Annotated in this window: 15 protein-coding genes; 10 read left to right on the top strand and 5 right to left on the bottom strand. The window is 69.6% G+C overall.

The window, feature by feature from the left end; translation table 11 throughout:
• Positions 1–4 precede the first annotated feature (4 nt).
• Both OG734_RS14560 and nudC read left to right on the top strand, forming a co-directional pair.
• Positions 5–1,414, top strand: a complete 1,410-nt coding sequence (locus OG734_RS14560) for a dipeptidase (RefSeq protein WP_330287917.1) — start codon at positions 5–7, stop codon at positions 1,412–1,414.
• Between the two features lie 166 nt (positions 1,415–1,580).
• Positions 1,581–2,528 carry an NAD(+) diphosphatase gene (gene nudC, locus OG734_RS14555; RefSeq protein ID WP_330287916.1) on the top strand — a complete coding sequence of 316 codons (948 nt, stop codon included), beginning with the start codon at positions 1,581–1,583 and terminating at the stop codon, positions 2,526–2,528.
• Between the two features lie 98 nt (positions 2,529–2,626).
• Here nudC and OG734_RS14550 read toward each other — a convergent pair whose 3' ends face one another.
• A complete protein-coding gene (locus OG734_RS14550) occupies positions 2,627–2,884 on the bottom strand; it encodes a glutaredoxin family protein (RefSeq protein WP_330287915.1) in 258 nt (85 codons plus the stop codon).
• A gap of 182 nt (positions 2,885–3,066) precedes the next feature.
• Here OG734_RS14550 and OG734_RS14545 point away from each other — a divergent pair, with 182 nt between their 5' ends.
• From OG734_RS14545 to OG734_RS14530, 4 genes are all read left to right on the top strand, one after another.
• Positions 3,067–5,262, top strand: coding sequence for an ATP-dependent DNA helicase UvrD2 (locus OG734_RS14545; RefSeq protein ID WP_330287914.1), 2,196 nt, complete (start codon positions 3,067–3,069; stop codon positions 5,260–5,262).
• A gap of 171 nt (positions 5,263–5,433) precedes the next feature.
• Positions 5,434–5,757, top strand: coding sequence for a hypothetical protein (locus OG734_RS14540; protein WP_330287913.1), 324 nt, complete (start codon positions 5,434–5,436; stop codon positions 5,755–5,757).
• A 172-nt stretch (positions 5,758–5,929) separates the two neighbouring features.
• The gene (locus OG734_RS14535; RefSeq protein ID WP_189147026.1) at positions 5,930–6,298 is read left to right on the top strand and encodes a WhiB family transcriptional regulator; all 369 of its coding nucleotides are present in this window, start codon (positions 5,930–5,932) and stop codon (positions 6,296–6,298) included.
• Positions 6,295–6,618 carry a hypothetical protein gene (locus tag OG734_RS14530; RefSeq protein ID WP_330287912.1) on the top strand — a complete coding sequence of 108 codons (324 nt, stop codon included), beginning with the start codon at positions 6,295–6,297 and terminating at the stop codon, positions 6,616–6,618. The genes OG734_RS14535 and OG734_RS14530 overlap by 4 nt, the downstream gene beginning before the upstream one ends.
• A 357-nt stretch (positions 6,619–6,975) precedes the next feature.
• Here the strand turns inward: OG734_RS14530 and OG734_RS14525 are convergent, their stop codons facing one another.
• Both OG734_RS14525 and OG734_RS14520 read right to left on the bottom strand, forming a co-directional pair.
• A complete protein-coding gene (locus OG734_RS14525) occupies positions 6,976–8,340 on the bottom strand; it encodes an ABC1 kinase family protein (protein ID WP_330287911.1) in 1,365 nt (454 codons plus the stop codon).
• A complete protein-coding gene (locus OG734_RS14520) occupies positions 8,333–9,541 on the bottom strand; it encodes a TOMM precursor leader peptide-binding protein (RefSeq protein ID WP_330293657.1) in 1,209 nt (402 codons plus the stop codon). The genes OG734_RS14525 and OG734_RS14520 overlap by 8 nt, the downstream gene beginning before the upstream one ends.
• A gap of 329 nt (positions 9,542–9,870) precedes the next feature.
• On the opposite strand from OG734_RS14520, the gene OG734_RS14515 reads away from it, so the two are divergent.
• The 4 genes from OG734_RS14515 to OG734_RS14500 all read left to right on the top strand — a co-directional run bounded on the left by OG734_RS14515 (position 9,871) and on the right by OG734_RS14500 (position 13,739).
• Positions 9,871–10,473, top strand: a complete 603-nt coding sequence (locus tag OG734_RS14515; RefSeq protein WP_330287910.1) for a M48 metallopeptidase family protein — start codon at positions 9,871–9,873, stop codon at positions 10,471–10,473.
• Between the two features lie 133 nt (positions 10,474–10,606).
• Positions 10,607–12,274, top strand: coding sequence for a TerD family protein (locus OG734_RS14510; RefSeq protein ID WP_330287909.1), 1,668 nt, complete (start codon positions 10,607–10,609; stop codon positions 12,272–12,274).
• 11 nt (positions 12,275–12,285) lie between these two features.
• A complete protein-coding gene (locus tag OG734_RS14505; RefSeq protein ID WP_189147019.1) occupies positions 12,286–12,966 on the top strand; it encodes an AIM24 family protein in 681 nt (226 codons plus the stop codon).
• A 17-nt stretch (positions 12,967–12,983) separates the two neighbouring features.
• Positions 12,984–13,739 carry an AIM24 family protein gene (locus OG734_RS14500; RefSeq protein ID WP_330287908.1) on the top strand — a complete coding sequence of 252 codons (756 nt, stop codon included), beginning with the start codon at positions 12,984–12,986 and terminating at the stop codon, positions 13,737–13,739.
• Between the two features lie 55 nt (positions 13,740–13,794).
• Here OG734_RS14500 and OG734_RS14495 read toward each other — a convergent pair whose 3' ends face one another.
• A complete protein-coding gene (locus OG734_RS14495; protein ID WP_330287907.1) occupies positions 13,795–14,310 on the bottom strand; it encodes an NUDIX hydrolase in 516 nt (171 codons plus the stop codon).
• The gene (locus OG734_RS14490) at positions 14,307–15,710 is read right to left on the bottom strand and encodes a zinc-dependent metalloprotease (RefSeq protein ID WP_330287906.1); all 1,404 of its coding nucleotides are present in this window, start codon (positions 15,708–15,710) and stop codon (positions 14,307–14,309) included. Before OG734_RS14490 ends, OG734_RS14495 begins: the two co-directional genes overlap by 4 nt.
• Positions 15,711–15,859: the final 149 nt, after the last annotated feature.

Here is a 15,859-nt window from a genome sequence, read left to right as displayed (position 1 = left end):
GCTCATGACCATGAGCCAGGCCCCGGACAGCGCCGTCCGTACGTACATCGAGCAGCACCGCGCCGTCTTCCTCGACGACCTCGCCGAGTGGCTGCGCATCCCGTCCGTGTCGGCCCAGCCCGACCACGCCGCCGATGTACGCCGCAGTGCCGACTGGCTCGCCGCCAAACTCAGGGAAACCGGCTTCCCGACCGTCGAGGTCTGGGCGACACCGGGTGCACCTGCGGTCTTCGCCGAGTGGCCCGCCGACGACCCCGCCGCCCCCACCGTTCTCGTCTACGGCCACCACGACGTGCAGCCCGCAGCCCGCGAGGACGGCTGGGACAGCGACCCCTTCGAACCGGTCGTCCGGGGCAACCGCCTTCACGCGCGCGGAGCCGCCGACGACAAAGGCCAGGTGTTCTTCCACACACTCGGCGTCCGCGCCCACCTCGCGACCACCGGCCGCACCGCACCCGCCGTCCATCTGAAGATGCTCGTCGAGGGCGAGGAGGAGTCCGGTTCCATCCACTTCCGCTCCCTCGTCGAGGAGCGCGTCGACCGGCTCGCCGCCGACGCCGTGATCGTCTCCGACACCGGCATGTGGGCCGAGGACACCCCCACGGTGTGCACCGGCATGCGCGGCCTCGCCGAGTGCGAGATCCAGTTCCACGGACCGGACCAGGACATCCACTCCGGCTCCTTCGGCGGCGCGGTGCCCAACCCGGCGACCGCCGTCGCCCGACTCGTCGCCGCACTGCACGACGAGCACGCGCGCGTGGCGATACCTGGCTTCTACGAAGGCGTCAGCGACCTCACCGACCGCGAGCGCGAACTCCTCGCCGAACTCCCCTTCGACGAGGAGCAGTGGCTGCGCACCGCCAAGTCGTATGCCACCCACGGGGAAGCCGGACACACCACCCTGGAGCGCGTCTGGACGCGGCCCACTGCCGAGGTCAACGGCATCGGCGGCGGTTACCAGGGGCCAGGCAGCAAGACGATCGTCCCCTCTTCGGCCATGGTGAAGCTCTCCTTCCGACTGGTGGCCGGCCAGGACCCCGACCACATCGAGAAGATCGTCCGCGACTGGACCGAGAACCGCGTCCCTGCCGGAATCCGGTACGAGATCACGTTCGCGGCGGCCACGCGCCCATGCCTGACCCCCCTGGACCACCCGGCCCTGCAGTCCGTCGTACGCGCCATGAGTCGCGCCTTCGACAAACAGGTCCGCTACACGCGTGAGGGCGGCAGCGGCCCGGCCGCAGACCTCCAGGACGTCCTTGGTGCCCCCGTGCTCTTTCTGGGCATCTCCGTTCCCTCCGACGGCTGGCACGCCCCCAACGAGAAGGTGGAGATCGACCTGCTCCTCAAGGGCGTCGAGACCACCGCCTACCTGTGGGGCGACCTGGCCGGGAACTGGCGCCATGAGTCCTGACGACCCTGTCCGGTCCGGACAGGCAGACGCCCCGGGGCACACTGGAAGCACCGCCCCGAACCCGCGCGAACTCGCCCGAAAACCGCCATCCTCCATCCGTCCCCACCCACGTCCCGCTGAACCGCCCGCCGAAATATCCGTTCCACCGGGGGAGTTGGAAGCACCTGTGACCACCTGGACCGACCACACCGCCGACCGTCCCATCTCGCTCACCGCCCCCAGCGGCATCGACCGGGCCGCGCACCACCGGCTCGACGAGGCCTGGCTCGCTGCGGCGTGGAGCCACCCCACCACCCGCTGCTTCGTGGTCTCCGGCGGCCAGGTCCTCATCGACGAGACGTCCGAAGGGCGTACCGAACTCGTCATGACCCCCTCCTTCGAAGCCCCGCTCACCGAAGCGCACCGCTACTTCCTGGGCAGTGACGACGACGGCACCAGCTACTTCGCCCTTCAGAAGGACGCGCTGCCCGGCCGCATGGACCAGTCCGCCCGCTCTGCGGGGCTGCGCGAGGCCGGCCTGCTCCTCTCGCCCCGCGACGCGGGCCTCATGGTGCACGCCGTCGCCCTGGAGAACTGGCAGCGCCTGCACCGCTTCTGCTCCCGCTGTGGCGAGCGCACCGTCATCGCCGCCGCCGGCCACATCCGCCGCTGCCAGGCCTGCGGCGCCGAGCACTACCCGCGCACCGACCCGGCCGTGATCATGGCCGTCACCGACGAGGAGGACCGCATCCTCCTCGGCCGCCAGGTCCACTGGCCCGAGGGCCGCTTCTCGACGCTCGCCGGTTTCGTCGAGCCTGGTGAGTCCATCGAACAGTCGGTGCGCCGAGAGGTGTTCGAGGAGGCCGGCATTGTCGTCGGCCAGGTCGAGTACGTCGCCAGCCAGCCGTGGCCGTTCCCGTCCAGTCTCATGCTCGGCTTCATGGCCCGTGCCGTCTCCACCGACATCGAGGTCGACGGCGACGAGATCCACGAGGCTCGCTGGTTCTCCCGCGAAGAACTGCGCGCAGGGTTCGAATCGGGCGAGGTCCTCCCGCCGTACGGCATCTCGATCGCGGCCCGCCTGATCGAACTCTGGTACGGCAAGCCGCTGCCGAAGCCGGGCAGCGCGCTCTGAGACGCGAGGGCAGCCCCTGAGCCGGTCTGCGGGGCGCGCCGCGCATGCGAAGACCCCCGTACGGCCACCGGGCCGGTCGGGGGTCGGGGACACGCGGGTCAGGCGCCGAGGGCCTGCTTCACCTGGGCGAGGCTCGGGTTGGTCATCACGACCTCCGGGCCGGCGTTGGAGGGAACCACCAGCACCGTCGGAACGGTCTGGTTGCCGCCGTTCGCCTTCTCCACGAACGCCGCAGAGTCCGGGTCCTGCTCGATGTTGATCTCGTTGTACGCGATGCCCTCGCGGTCCATCTGGCTCTTCAGCCGACGGCAGTATCCGCACCATGTGGTGCTGTACATCGTCACAGTGCCCGGCATGTCTTTCGCGCTCCTCAGCAGTTCGGGGGACGGGTGCTCGCTGTGGTGGAACGTACGCGAAGCGGCCACCATTCCCGCGGGGGGTATCCGAAAGAACGACGCCTGCCGCATTAGTACGACTGGAAGGGCCTGCCTGTGGACAACCTGCTCACCCGTCTCCGGCGACCTGGCAGCATGGCGGTGTGACAGCAGCAACGCACTCCACTCTCTTCCCGCAGGTTCCGGACTCGGCCGACGCGGTGCTCGACGGACTCGATCCCGAGCAGCGCGAAGTGGCCACCGCCCTGCACGGTCCGGTGTGCGTGCTGGCAGGGGCCGGCACGGGAAAGACCCGGGCGATCACCCACCGCATCGCCTACGGCGTACGCGCCGGAATCCTCCAGCCCTCCAGCGTGCTCGCCGTCACCTTCACCAACCGAGCCGCCGGTGAGATGCGCGGGCGACTGCGCCAGCTCGGCGCCGGCGGAGTCCAGGCGCGCACTTTCCACTCGGCCGCGCTGCGCCAGCTCCAGTACTTCTGGCCGAAGGCCGTCGGCGGCTCCATGCCCCGCCTCGTCGACCGCAAGATCCAGCTCGTCGCCGATGCCGCAGCCGCCTGCCGTATCCGCCTCGACCGGGGCGAACTGCGGGACGTCACCGCCGAGATCGAATGGTCCAAGGTCACCCAGACCGTCCCCGCCGACTACGTGCCGGCCGTCGCCAAGTCCGGCCGTGTCGCCCCCCGCGACCCGGCCGAGATCGCCCAGCTCTACGCCGCCTACGAGGACCTCAAGCGGGACCGATCCGTCATCGACTTCGAGGACGTCCTGCTCCTCACCGTCGCGGTCCTCCAGGACCGGCACGACATCGCCGAACAGGTCCGCACCCAGTACCAGCACTTCGTGGTCGACGAGTACCAGGACGTCAGCCCGCTCCAGCAGCGGCTGCTGGAGCTATGGCTCGGGGAGAGAGACAGCCTGTGCGTGGTCGGCGACGCCAGCCAGACGATCTACTCGTTCACAGGAGCAACTCCTGACCATCTGCTCGACTTCCGCACCCGCCACCCCGGTGCCACTGTCGTCAAACTGGTCCGCGACTACCGCTCCACCCCCCAGGTCGTCCATCTCGCCAACGGCCTGCTCGCCCAGGCCCGGGGCCGCGCCGCAGAACACCGCCTGGAACTGGTCTCCCAGCGAGACCCCGGACCCGAACCCGGCTACACCGAGTACGCGGACGAACCCGCTGAGGCCGAGGGCGCCGCCCGCCGCATCCGTGACCTCGTCGCCATCGGCGTCCCGGCCAGCGAGATCGCCATCCTGTTCCGGACGAACGCCCAGTCCGAGACGTACGAACAGGCACTCGCCGACGCCGGAGTGCCCTACCAGCTGCGCGGCGCCGAACGGTTCTTCGACCGGCCCGAGGTGCGCAAGGCCATCAGCGCGCTACGTGCCGCCGCCCGCTTCGGAGGCAACGACTCCCTCCTGGACGACGTCGTCGACCTGCCCTCCCAGGTGCGTGCCGTGCTGTCGGGGGAGGGGTGGACCAGCGAACCGCCGGCAGGCTCCGGGGCCGTCCGGGAGCGCTGGGAGTCGCTGGCCGCACTGGTGAACCTCGCTCAGGACTTCACGGCTGCGAAACCGGGCGCCACGCTAACCGACCTCGTCGCCGAACTCGCCGAGCGGGCGAACGCCCAACACGCCCCGACCGTGCAGGGCGTCACCCTGGCCTCCCTCCACTCGGCCAAGGGTCTGGAATGGGACGTCGTCTTCCTGGTCGGAGTCGCCGAGGGCATGATGCCGATCACCTACGCAAAGACCGATGAACAGATCGAGGAAGAGCGGCGCCTCCTGTATGTCGGAGTGACGCGCGCGCGAGAACGCCTGCACCTCTCCTGGGCCCTCTCCCGCGCGCCCGGGGGCCGACCGAACCGGCGCCCCAGCCGCTTCCTCGACGGCCTGCGCCCCGGCTCCGTCACCACCGCCGTCCGGACCGGCACGGTCGGTTCCGGCGGCATCGAGCGCGGCTTCGGAAGCAGCCCCGGGGCGGCCCCGCGCCGGACCCAGAGAACCCCGGCCCGGTGCCGGGTCTGCGGGCGCACACTGACCGACGCGGGCGAGATGAAACTGATGCGCTGCGACGAGTGCCCCTCGGACATGGACGAGGGGCTCTACGAACGGCTGCGCGAGTGGCGGGCGGTCCAGGCGGCGCGCAGTGGGCAGCCTGCCTTCTGCGTCTTCACCGACAGGACCTTGATGGCGATCGCCGAGACCATCCCGGACGAAGAAGGGGAGTTGGCACGCATCCCCGGCGTCGGAGTGCGCAAGCTCAACCGGTACGGAACCGACGTTCTTGCCATCTGTGCAGGTCAGGAAGTTGCGAGGGAGGGTGGGGGTGACTGATTCAAACTCGTCGGAAAAATGGTTTGCGCATGCCCCGGCAATCCCCATAGGTTCTTAGCCACGGGTACAGAGTCTTCTCAGAAGGCCTGGCTCCGTGCTGTACTTCATAGTCGTATATCCGTTGGACTGGTTCACCCCAGTCCCCCAAGACGCCGAGAGGAGGCGAGTCCAGTGATCAGCATCAACACCAGCTCTGTCAGCACGGTCAAAATGACCGATCTCTCGGCCGTCTCCCTGTGCATGCTCGGCGTCTCGAACCTGGGCACCGGTCTGTCCGGCATTCCTGCCGTCCGGCCGGCGTCCACCGTGTCTCTCGCGGGTCTCCCTGTCCGTGAGCGCAATGAGCGACCGAGTAAGGCACTGGAAGCAGGAGCAGTAGTGGCACAGGCCCCGGCCTATGCCTTTGCGGCCGGTGCCGGATCCCTCAAGCAGACGACGCAGCACCACACGATGTGGGCCTTCCGTGGGCCAGAACCCTGGAGTGATCCAGCCTGATTGATCAGGCCGGCGCCTTCAGGGCCGCGGAACCCCATCCGGGATCCGCGGCCCTTCTGTTTTCCCCGAACGGGGACGACGGAGTGAAGGGGCCTCGGGACAAGAGAAACCCGCCGGTACCAGCCGCACCCGGCCCAACAGGGCCGGAACGACCAGACGAGGAAAACAAACCGTGCAACTCGAAGCGCACGCCCCGTCCGTACCGCCTTCCGAAACGATCCCCCCGCCCGGCCTCACGGAGGACTGCACCTTGATCCCGCTCACTGCGCTCACCGCGCTCGACGACGCCATCGAGAACCTCGGCGTACCCGTCCCCTGCCGCTCCTACGACCCGGAGGTCTTCTTCGCCGAGTCGCCGGCCGACGTCGAGTACGCCAAGTCCCTCTGCCGCACCTGCCCGCTGATGGAGGCCTGCCTCGCCGGCGCCAAGGAGCGGCGTGAGCCCTGGGGCGTCTGGGGTGGCGAACTGTTCGTCCAGGGTGTCGTCGTGGCCCGCAAGCGGCCCCGTGGCCGTCCGCGCAAGAACCCGGTCACAGCATGAGCATCACAGGAACGATCGACCGCCCCTTCACGCACGACCCCAAGAAGCAGGCCCCTATGACGCCGACCAGCAGCGAGCCTGTCGGCTCCGCGACCCAAGACTTCACCACCACCGGTGCGAACGACTCGCGCCAGAACAGGACCCGAGAGATGCAACTCATCCCAGAAGCCCTGGCTCGTGCGCATATGCACGACCGCCTTCAGGAGGCCGAGCGGGAACGCCGCGCGCACAGCGTGGTGACCGCCCGTCGGCTCCAGCGCCGAGCGGAGCGTGCCTCGCTGCGCGCCCGCCGTGCGCTTGCCATGGCGGTCATGCAGTAACGACCACGGCAGCTCGGCAGTAACAGCAGCCGCTTCCCGCGGGGGCCGGTCCGTCCGAACGGACCGGCCCCCGCTGTGCGTTGCGCGCGCCCGACCGCCGGTCACGGCGATACCGTCGCCGGGTGACGAGTCTTCCCGGTGACAGTGACGTTCCCGGCGGCGGTGACGACAGAGATTCCTCGGCAGGACCCCGCCCCGTCGCGTGCGCCCGCTGCAGCACGTGGGCCGAGGGACCGCCGCTGACCTGGACCTGCTCGGTGGAGAACGGCACGCGTCACTACCTCTGCGACACATGCGCTCGGGAGAACCTCAGGGCGATCGAGGGGCGGCCGGACTCGGCTTGGTGGTGAAGTCGGCTCACGCCTCGGCAGCCGCCGGCTCCTCCTCGTCCTCCGGCAGGAAGCCCGGCAGCCACTCCTCCAGTTCCGCACGCATGCGGACCGTAGCTCCCAGTTGGCACAGGACGCCGATGGTACTCAAGGTCACCCGGTGTATCAGGAGGTACGAAGGGGGCAGGTTGAGGCGCTTGCCCAGTTGGTGTGCCGGGGAGCGCGGGTCGGCTATACGGGCCGCCTGGCTGCGCATCCAGCCTCGGCTGAAAGTGAACTCGTCCGCCTCGGCCGGTTCGATGATCGGCAGAAGATAGTCGAGTACCGCCTCGGGATCCAGGTCGATCGAGTCCTTGACGAAGCCTTCCGCGCGGAGAGCCTCATAGACCGCATCGGCCTGGCCGTCCAGGGTCAGGCGCAGTGAGTGGCCGATCGTCGGGGGCAGACCGCCCGGGAGGCGGTCGACGGTGCCGAAGTCCAGCACGCCCAGACGCCAGTCCTCCTTGCCGGCCGGGCCGCCGGGCAGCAGGCGGAAGTTGCCGGGGTGCGGGTCGGCATGCAGGAGACCCGTGCGCGCGGGGCCCGAGAAGAGGAACCGGGCCAGCAACTGGCCCGCGCGGTCGCGCTGCTCCCGCGTACCGTCGGTGATCACCTCCGACAGTGGTATGCCGTCTATCCACTCCGTCACCAGGACCTGGTCGCACTGGTGGACGACGGCCGGTACCACGACATCCGGATCGTCCGTGAACTCCTCCGCGTGGGCCTGCTGGGCCTGGGCCTCCAGGCCGTAGTCGAGTTCCTCCGAGACACGGTCCCGGAGTTCGGCGATGAGCGGCTTGATGTCCATGCCGGGAATGAGGGGCCCCAACAGGCGGGCGAAGCGGCTCAACTGGGTCAGGTCGGAGAGCAGTGCCTCGCCGGCGCCCGGATACTGCACCTTGACCGCGACCTCGCGACCGTCGTGCCACACCCCCCGGTGCACCTGGCCGATCGAGGCCGCGGCGGACGGCTTGTCCTCGAACTCCAGGAACAGGTCCTGCCAGTCCACGCCGAGCCGTGCCTCCAGTACCGAGTGCACCGTGCGTGTCGGCATCGGCGGGGCCGCTTCCTGGAGCTTCGTCAGCGCAGCGCGGTAGGGGCCGGCGACCTCCTCGGGGAGGGCCGACTCGAAGACGGACAGGGCCTGCCCGAACTTCATCGCGCCGCCCTTGAGCTCGCCGAGCACCTTGAACAACTGTTCCGCCGTGCGCTGTTGCAGCTCGCGGCCGACGATGTCCGCCGACTCACCGACGATCCGTTTGCCGAGTCCCCAGGTGGCCCGCCCGGCGATGCCGAGCGGGAGCGCGGCAAGCTTGGCGGTACGGGTGACCGCCTTCCGGGGAAGATCAGACATGAGCCCTCCAAGTTCCGGACAGCCGCGCCGCGTGTGCCTTACGGCGTAACTCCGTCGACGGCCGTTGCTCCGCCATTGTCTCGTGCGACTCCCCGTCCTTAGAGGTGTGTTCCTCCTTACTCTTCTCCTCGGCACCGCACGGGCATGCGGGGTGCGCCCAGACCAGGCGGGCGTGCCAGTCGAGCCCGGGTACGGAAACCTCCCAACGGGCGCCCGCGGTGGACGGGGTCCTGCCGTCCAGGAAGGCGAGCGCGTGGCTCGCGGCCAGGCCCGCGACCGTCGTCGCCAGGGCCAGGTCACAGGCCCTGACCTGGCGTGGCCGTGCGGAACGCCACTGCGCCACCAGGCGCGGCCAGACGGGGTCCCGGTCGACGCGCCACCGGTCCAGACAGCCGGCGCAGGCCGTCTCGCCCGGCAGGACCAGCGGGCCCACGATGCCGGTTCCTTCCACGACGCCCACGTACAGATGCGGTGTGCCCGAGGTCACGAATGGTTCGGCGGCGGCCGGGTCGGGCGCGTGCACGGCGAGGTCGTCGCGTGGAGCGAGGATCACCAAGGAGAGACCGGGGTCGCTCTCACCGGGCGGCGACTGAGCGGCCGTACGCCGCGGTGGGCGGTCCGGCGCCGCCCGTCGGGCAGCGCGCCGCGCGGACTCGTCCCGGCGTTCGCCCACGGAATCGACGGGCAGGCCACCCGGTGCGACGTCCCATGGCTCGACCACCCCGCCGTCGCGCACATCGACGTGGCCCACGCCCGCACCCGCCAGCAGTGAGGCCACCACTGCGCCCACCCGGCCCGCGCCCCGGACCTGCACGCGCAGGGACCGCCGAGCGGCCAGCCGTGCCATCGCCTCACCCGGTGCCGGGGCGACCAGGGAGAGGGAGGCAAGATCGGGACCCATCCGCTCCAGAACCTTCTTCTTACCGCGCAGCGTTTCGACGGCCGGGCCGCCGCCAGTCGCGTCGTCGAGGAGGCCGGCGTCGCTGAGCCGCTCCACCAGCCCGTCGATATGGGCGGCCGGCAGGTCCATGCGGTGCCCTTCCTCATGGAGGAGCGGCAGCCCGCGAGTTCCGTCGAGCAGACTCAGGAAGCTGCCCGTGGCCGTGTCCATCGGGCCGAGTGTCATCGCATGAGCGGGCGTCATCCCGAACTGCACCGTGTTCAAATCCCGCCAGCAGGTGCGCAGCGCGCCCTTCATCATCGGGTGGGTGACACGCGGGTGGGTTTCACCCAGGTGGGTTGTGGCCGACAGCGCGACAGCTGTGTCCGACGCAGGCGCAGGTGTGGTGGTTGATCGCATGACAGGCCCCCGTAGCCAGTGAACGTCCCGGTTGAAAGTCCCTGTTTGTCGGTTGATTTCGGTGCTTGTTCCGCCGACGAGTGCCAGCATGCCCGGTTCGTTCATCGGGCGTCGAAAGTTGTCCACAGGTAGTGGATATTCGTCGTACAAATCAAACGCATGGTGGGGGATCACCGCGGAACCGTGCGGGAGTCAAGACTTCCCCCATGCACAGCGGGTAACGTCGTGCCGTGCCCGCCGACCCACTGCACCGCGCCGGAAACCCACAGCGCAGTACGACGAGCCAGCCGCCAAGCGGCTCGGGGGCGAGCGCGATCGAGGTTCGCAGGAGTGACCGGCGACGCCGGACGGTCTCCGCGTACCGCGAGGGCGATCGCACCGTTGTGCTCATCCCCGCCCGGATGTCCGAGGCCGAGGAACAGCGCTGGGTGACTGTCATGCTCGACAAACTGGCCGCCCAGGAGAGCAAGACCAAACGTGTGCCCGGCGACAACGAGTTGGCCGAACGCGCCGAGCAGCTGTCGGCCCAGTACTTCGACGGCCGCGCCCGACCCGCCTCGGTGCGCTGGGTCACCAACCAGAACACGCGCTGGGGCTCGTGCACCCCGGCCGAGGGCAGCATCCGTCTGTCGCACCGGCTGCAGGGCATGCCCGAGTACGTCGTCGACTACGTCCTCCTCCATGAGCTGGCACATCTGCTGGTGCCCGGGCACGGGCCCCGTTTCTGGCGGCTTCTGGACGCGTATCCACGGACCGAGCGGGCCCGTGGCTACCTCGAAGGAGTGGTCGCCGCCGACCGGCTGCCGCATCCGCCCTCCGCGCGCGGGGAGTGATCTCCGGGCCGCGAGTGCGTGGTGGCGAGGCGGCGTTGTGTACCGGGTTTGTACCGGCTCCGGCCGCGTCCGGAATTAGCCGTTAGCCTGACCCGACGCATTCGGCATTCGGGATGGGGGACGGTCGGTACGCATGGCCAGGGAATTCCAACGCGGCCACAAGGCCAGGATCAGTGATCTCACAGCGGGCACGGATCTGTACGTAGGCGTGCAGATCTCCGGACCGGGGCTGACCTTCGACATCAGCTGCTTCGGCCTCGACGCCGACGAGCGGCTCTCGGACGACCGGTACTTCGTCTTCTTCAACCAGCCGAAGTCCCCCGAGGAGTCCATCCAGATCCTGGGCGCTCAGGCGGGCGACACGGAGTCCTTCCGCGTCACGCTCGACCGGATCCCGCCGCAGATCCAGAAACTGTCGTTCACGGCCACGCTCGACGGCGCCGGGCAGATGTCGCAGATCGCCCCCGGATACGTCCGCATCGTCGCCGGCGGCGAGGAGGTGGCCCGCTACCCCTTCAACGGCTCGGAGTTCTCCACCGAGCGGGCCGTGATGCTGGGCGACTTCTATCTGAAGGACGTGTGGCGGTTCGCCGCGGTCGGACAGGGTTTCGACGGCGGCCTCGACGCGCTGCTGAAGAACTTCGGCGGGGAGGTCGCCGAGGAGGAGACGCCCCCTCCGCAGCAGCCCCAGACCGGTGCCGCTCCCAGCTTCGCACCGCCCGCGTTCGGCGCTCCGGCACCGGCCGCTCCGCAGCCTGTCGCCCAGGGTTTCGCGCCCCCTCCGGCAGCCATGGCGCCCCCGGCTCCGGCCCCCGCGCCGTCGATGCACGCGGCCCCCACCATCATTGCGCCCCTGACACCGCCCGGCGGCGCCCAGGTGCCGCCCCCGGCTCCGGCGCCCGCGCCCTACGGACAGCAGGGGCACCCGCAGCCCCCGCAGACTCCTTACGGCCAGGTACCCGGCCAGACCGGGTCGCTGCCCCCCGGCTACGGCCAGCCGCAGGCGCCCCAGGCCCCGCCCGGCTACGGGCAGTCGACCCCGCCCCCGGGCTACGGTCAGCAGCCCCCGTTCGGGCAGGTCCCCGGTCAGCAGGCTCCCTACGGGGTGCCACAGGGTGTACCGCAGGGCGGCGGGCAGGGCGCCGGCGTCACAGCCGCGCTCCAGCAGTTCAAGGAGACGCCGACCGGGCAGCGCTGGACTCAGCAGAACAAGAAGCTGATCCGCGTCGACCTGGGCATGGGCGGTCAGCCCGTGCTGGCCCGGCAGGGCAGCATGGTGCTCTACCAGGGCAAGGTCGACTTCAGCTACAAGGGCGCCGGATTCGCCGGCCGGATCGTGGGCAACGCGACCGGCCAGGAGATGCAGCTGATGCGCTGTACCGGCCAGGGCCAGGTGTTCCTCGCCGACAACTCCACGATGCTGCACCCCATCGAGCTCCAGGGCGACGGCATCTGCGTCTCCGCCGAGAACGTCCTCGCCTTCGACGAGAGCCTCCAGCACGAGGTCCGCCGCGTCGAGGGACACGGCATCCCAGGCGGCGCTCTGTTCACGATGCAGTTCCAGGGCACCGGCACCATTGTCGTGAAGACACACGGCGTCCCCGTCGTCCTGCCGGTCACACCCACCACATTCGCCGACTGCAACGCCGTGGTCGCCTGGTCGGCCGCCTCCCAGGTGGTCGTCTCCAGCCAGGTACGGATGCGCCGCAACGCCTACCCGGGCGACACCGGCGAGAGCGTCAACCTCCAGTTCCGAGGCGCGCCCGGCAACTTCATCGTCGTTCAGCCGTACGAGGTCTGAGGGAGCCCGTCATGAACCAGCCACTCGCGGGCTACGCTCCCGCACCCGTCACCGCTCGCATGGAGAACCACGGCAACCACATGCTGAAGGTCGCCATGCAGACCGGAAACGACCTCCTCGCGCGCGTGGGGTCGATGGTCGCCTACGAAGGGTTCGTCCAGTACGAGCCCAACCCGCCGGCCGTACGCCAGATCGCCAAGGACTGGATGACCGGCGAGGGCGCGCCCCTGATGAAGTGCTCAGGGGACGGCCTGCTCTATCTCGCCGACTACGGCGCGAACGTGGTCGTGATCAACCTCAACGGCGACGGCATCTCCGTCAACGCCACCAACCTGCTGGCCTTCGACGCGCACCTCACCTGGGGTGTCGAGCGGGTCAAGGGGCTGGCGAAGTTCGCCGGACAGGGCCTGTGGAACACCAAGATCTCCGGGCAGGGCTGGGTCGCACTGACCTCCCGGGGCAAGCCGATCGTCGTCGACTGCGGGGGCGGCGATGACGAGACGTACGTCGACCCGGACGCCCTCGTCGCCTGGTCCCCGAACCTCAAGGTGAAGGGCAAGCGCAGCTTCAAGGCGCAGTCGCTCATCGGCCGGGGCAGCGGCGAGGCCTACCAGATGGCCTTCTCCGGCCAGGGCATCGTCGTCGTCCAGCCCAGCGAGGACAGCACCGACCGTCTCCGGGTCCGGGGCTGAGGGGGAACCAGAACGCCATGCAGAGCCCACTTTTCGCGCACAACGACTCGCAGACCCAGGAACGCTGGAGTCTGCAGAACAAGCAGATGCTCCGGATCACCCTGGAGGGCCACGACGACATCCTCGCCCGCAAGGGCACGATGGTCGCCTACCAGGGACTGATGGAGTTCGACGCCGAATACCAGAGCAGCAACCAGGGCCGCTCGCGCGCGCACACGGGCGAGGGCCTGGACCTGATGCGCTGCCACGGGCAGGGCACGGTCTATCTCGCCAACCTCGCCCAGCACATCCATGTGATGGACGTGGAACAGGACGGCCTGACGGTCGACAGCAGTTACGTGCTGGCGATGGACTCCGGGCTGCACCACGAGGTCATCGCCGTGGACAGCCTGTACGGCATCTCCGGTTCCGGGAAGTACCAGCTCAACATCACCGGCCGCGGCAGGGTCGCCCTGATGACCTCGGGCGCGCCGCTGATGATGCAGGTGACGCCGGACAAGTACGTCAACTGTGACGCCGACGCGATCGTCGCCTGGTCGACCGGCCTGCGCGTGCAGATGCAGGCCCAGACGCACACCTCCGGAGTGTGGCGGCGCCGCGGCAACACCGGCGAGGGCTGGGAGCTCAGCTTCATGGGCAGCGGCTATGCGCTGGTCCAGCCCAGCGAGTTGCTGCCGCCGCAGAACGCCCAGGTCGGCCAGGGCGCCGCCGCCCAGTTCGGCATGGGACAGCACGGAGCCCGGGCGCAGAACCAGGGCAACGCCTGGAGCTAGCAGCACCGGGCAGGCAGGTAAGGGGCGACCACCAAGGCGGTCGCCCCTTACGCATTCACAGTCTGGCGCGGCTCGCTTCGAGCAGTCGTACGACTGAGTCGTCCGCTACGTCCGCCACCTCGGCGTAGGCGAACCAGCGCAGATCCAGGGACTCGTCGCTGATCGCCTCCACGGCTCCCCGCGGGGCCACGGCGGCGTACTGCACGTCCAGGTGCCAGGCACAAGGCGTGTGGTGCCGGTCCAGGCGGACCGGAGTGCTCTGGAGCAGACGCAGCGAGGGGATACCGGACTCCTCCGTGGCCTCACGGAGCGCGGCACCGGCGAGCGTGTTGTCGCTCCGCTCGCAGTGCCCGCCCGTCTGGAGCCACATTCCCAGCTTCTTGTGGAGCGTGAGCAGGACCCGCTCACGCTCCACGTCGACCACCAGAGCGCTGGCTGTGATGTGTCCGTCCTTGCAGTCCTTCCACATCCCGTCGGGATGGCCGTCCAGATGGTCCAGGTAGACCTGACGGAGATCCTGCTGATCCTCGTACTTCTCCAGCACCTGGACCGCGTTGTGGTGGAGAGTCACTCGGAGTCGTCGTCCTTCTTCAGGTTGGGCTTCTCGGCGGAGCCGCCCGCCGCCTCACCGAGCATCTTGTCCAGCTCGGAGAAGTCGAGCTGCTCGCGGTGCACGAAGCCGTCCGGATCGTCGAGGTCGGACGCCGTCGGCAGCATGTCCGGGTGGGCCCACAGGCCGTCCCGGCCGTCGACACCGCGCGCGTCCGTCAGCGACGCCCACAGGCGCGAGGCGTCACGCAGCCGACGCGGGCGCAGCTCCAGACCGATCAGGGTGGCGAACGTCTGCTCGGCCGGGCCGCCCGAGGCACGGCGGCGGCGCAGCGTTTCGCGCAGCGCGTCCGCGGACGTCAGACGGGGCTTGGCCGCCGCGTGCACCACCGCGTCCACCCAGCCCTCTACGAGGGCCAGCGCCGTCTCCAGACGGGCCAGAGCGACCTTCTGCTCCGGGGTGTCCTCCGGCTGGAACATGCCCTGCTGGAGTGCGTCCTGCAGCTGCTCCGGGTTCTGCGGGTCGAACTGACCGACCACGTCCTCCAGCTTGGCCGTGTCGACCTTGATCCCGCGCGCGTAGCCGTCGACCGCGCCGAACAGGTGCGAGCGCAGCCACGGCACATGGGCGAACAGGCGCTGGTGGGCGGCCTCGCGCAGGGCGAGATACAGCCGTACCTCCTCCTGCGGCACACTCAGGTCCTTGCCGAACGCCTCGATGTTCGCCGGCAGCAGCGCGGCCCGGCCCGTCGGGCCCAGCGGCAGACCGATGTCCGTCGAGCCGACGACCTCACCCGCGAGCACCCCGACGGCCTGCCCGATCTGCGTGCCGAACATGGCGCCGCCCATGGAGCGCATCATGCCGATCAGCGGGCCCGCCATGGCCTGCATCTCCTCGGGCAGGACATCGCCCATGGCCGCGCCGACACGCTCGGCGACCGGGTCGACCAGCTCCTTCCAGGCGGGCAGGGTCGCCTCGACCCACTCCGCGCGGCTCCACGCCACCGCGGAACCGGCACCGGACGGCAGCGACGTCGCGTCGTCCAGCCACAGGTCCGCCAATCGTACGGCGTCCTCGACAGCGGTGCGCTCGGCGGGACCGATGCTGGAGTCCTTGATGCCGTCGGACGTCCCCTGGGAGACCGTCTGGCGGGCGATCTGCTTGGCCATGTCCCAGTTCACCGGCCCGCCCTCGTACGAGAGCATCTGGCCCAGCTGCTGGAACGCGGCACCCAGGTCGTTGGGGTTCATGGAACCGAACATGGCTGCGAGTGGATTGTCGCCTCCGGGACCACCGAAGCCGGGCAGTCCGAAACCGAACGGTCCCTGACCACCACCGCCCTGTTGGTCCTCCTGCTTGCCCTCGTCGCCGTTCTCCGGCTCCTCCGGCGGAAGGCCGAATCCGAATGGGGTGTCACTCACGGGATTCCTCGGCTGGTAAGGCCGTCGGCTCTTTCGACGGCGGCTGCCCGACAACACCACCTAGCCTAGACACCGCCACCGGTTGGGGGCTCGGTGCTTCGCCGACTCCTGGCCTGCGGCAGGATGGATGTCACCTGGTACGTACGCGT

This window comes from Streptomyces sp. NBC_00576 (assembly GCF_036345175.1).
Lineage (GTDB): Bacteria > Actinomycetota > Actinomycetes > Streptomycetales > Streptomycetaceae > Streptomyces.
The sequence above is the reverse complement of the archived record's forward strand: the minus strand, read 5'-3'. Positions and strand labels throughout refer to the sequence as shown.

Bases quoted from the DNA above. Each gene is read 5' to 3' on its own strand.
- OG734_RS14560 (WP_330287917.1), top strand. From the start codon at position 5: ATGACCATGAGCCAGGCCCCGGACAGCGCCGTCCGTACGTACATCGAG.
- OG734_RS14550 (WP_330287915.1), bottom strand. From the start codon at position 2,884: ATGCCGGGCACTGTGACGATGTACAGCACCACATGGTGCGGATACTGC.
- OG734_RS14530 (WP_330287912.1), top strand. From the start codon at position 6,295: ATGAGCATCACAGGAACGATCGACCGCCCCTTCACGCACGACCCCAAG.
- OG734_RS14525 (WP_330287911.1), bottom strand. From the start codon at position 8,340: ATGTCTGATCTTCCCCGGAAGGCGGTCACCCGTACCGCCAAGCTTGCC.
- OG734_RS14520 (WP_330293657.1), bottom strand. From the start codon at position 9,541: ATGATGAAGGGCGCGCTGCGCACCTGCTGGCGGGATTTGAACACGGTG.
- OG734_RS14510 (WP_330287909.1), top strand. From the start codon at position 10,607: ATGGCCAGGGAATTCCAACGCGGCCACAAGGCCAGGATCAGTGATCTC.
- OG734_RS14505 (WP_189147019.1), top strand. From the start codon at position 12,286: ATGAACCAGCCACTCGCGGGCTACGCTCCCGCACCCGTCACCGCTCGC.
- OG734_RS14500 (WP_330287908.1), top strand. From the start codon at position 12,984: ATGCAGAGCCCACTTTTCGCGCACAACGACTCGCAGACCCAGGAACGC.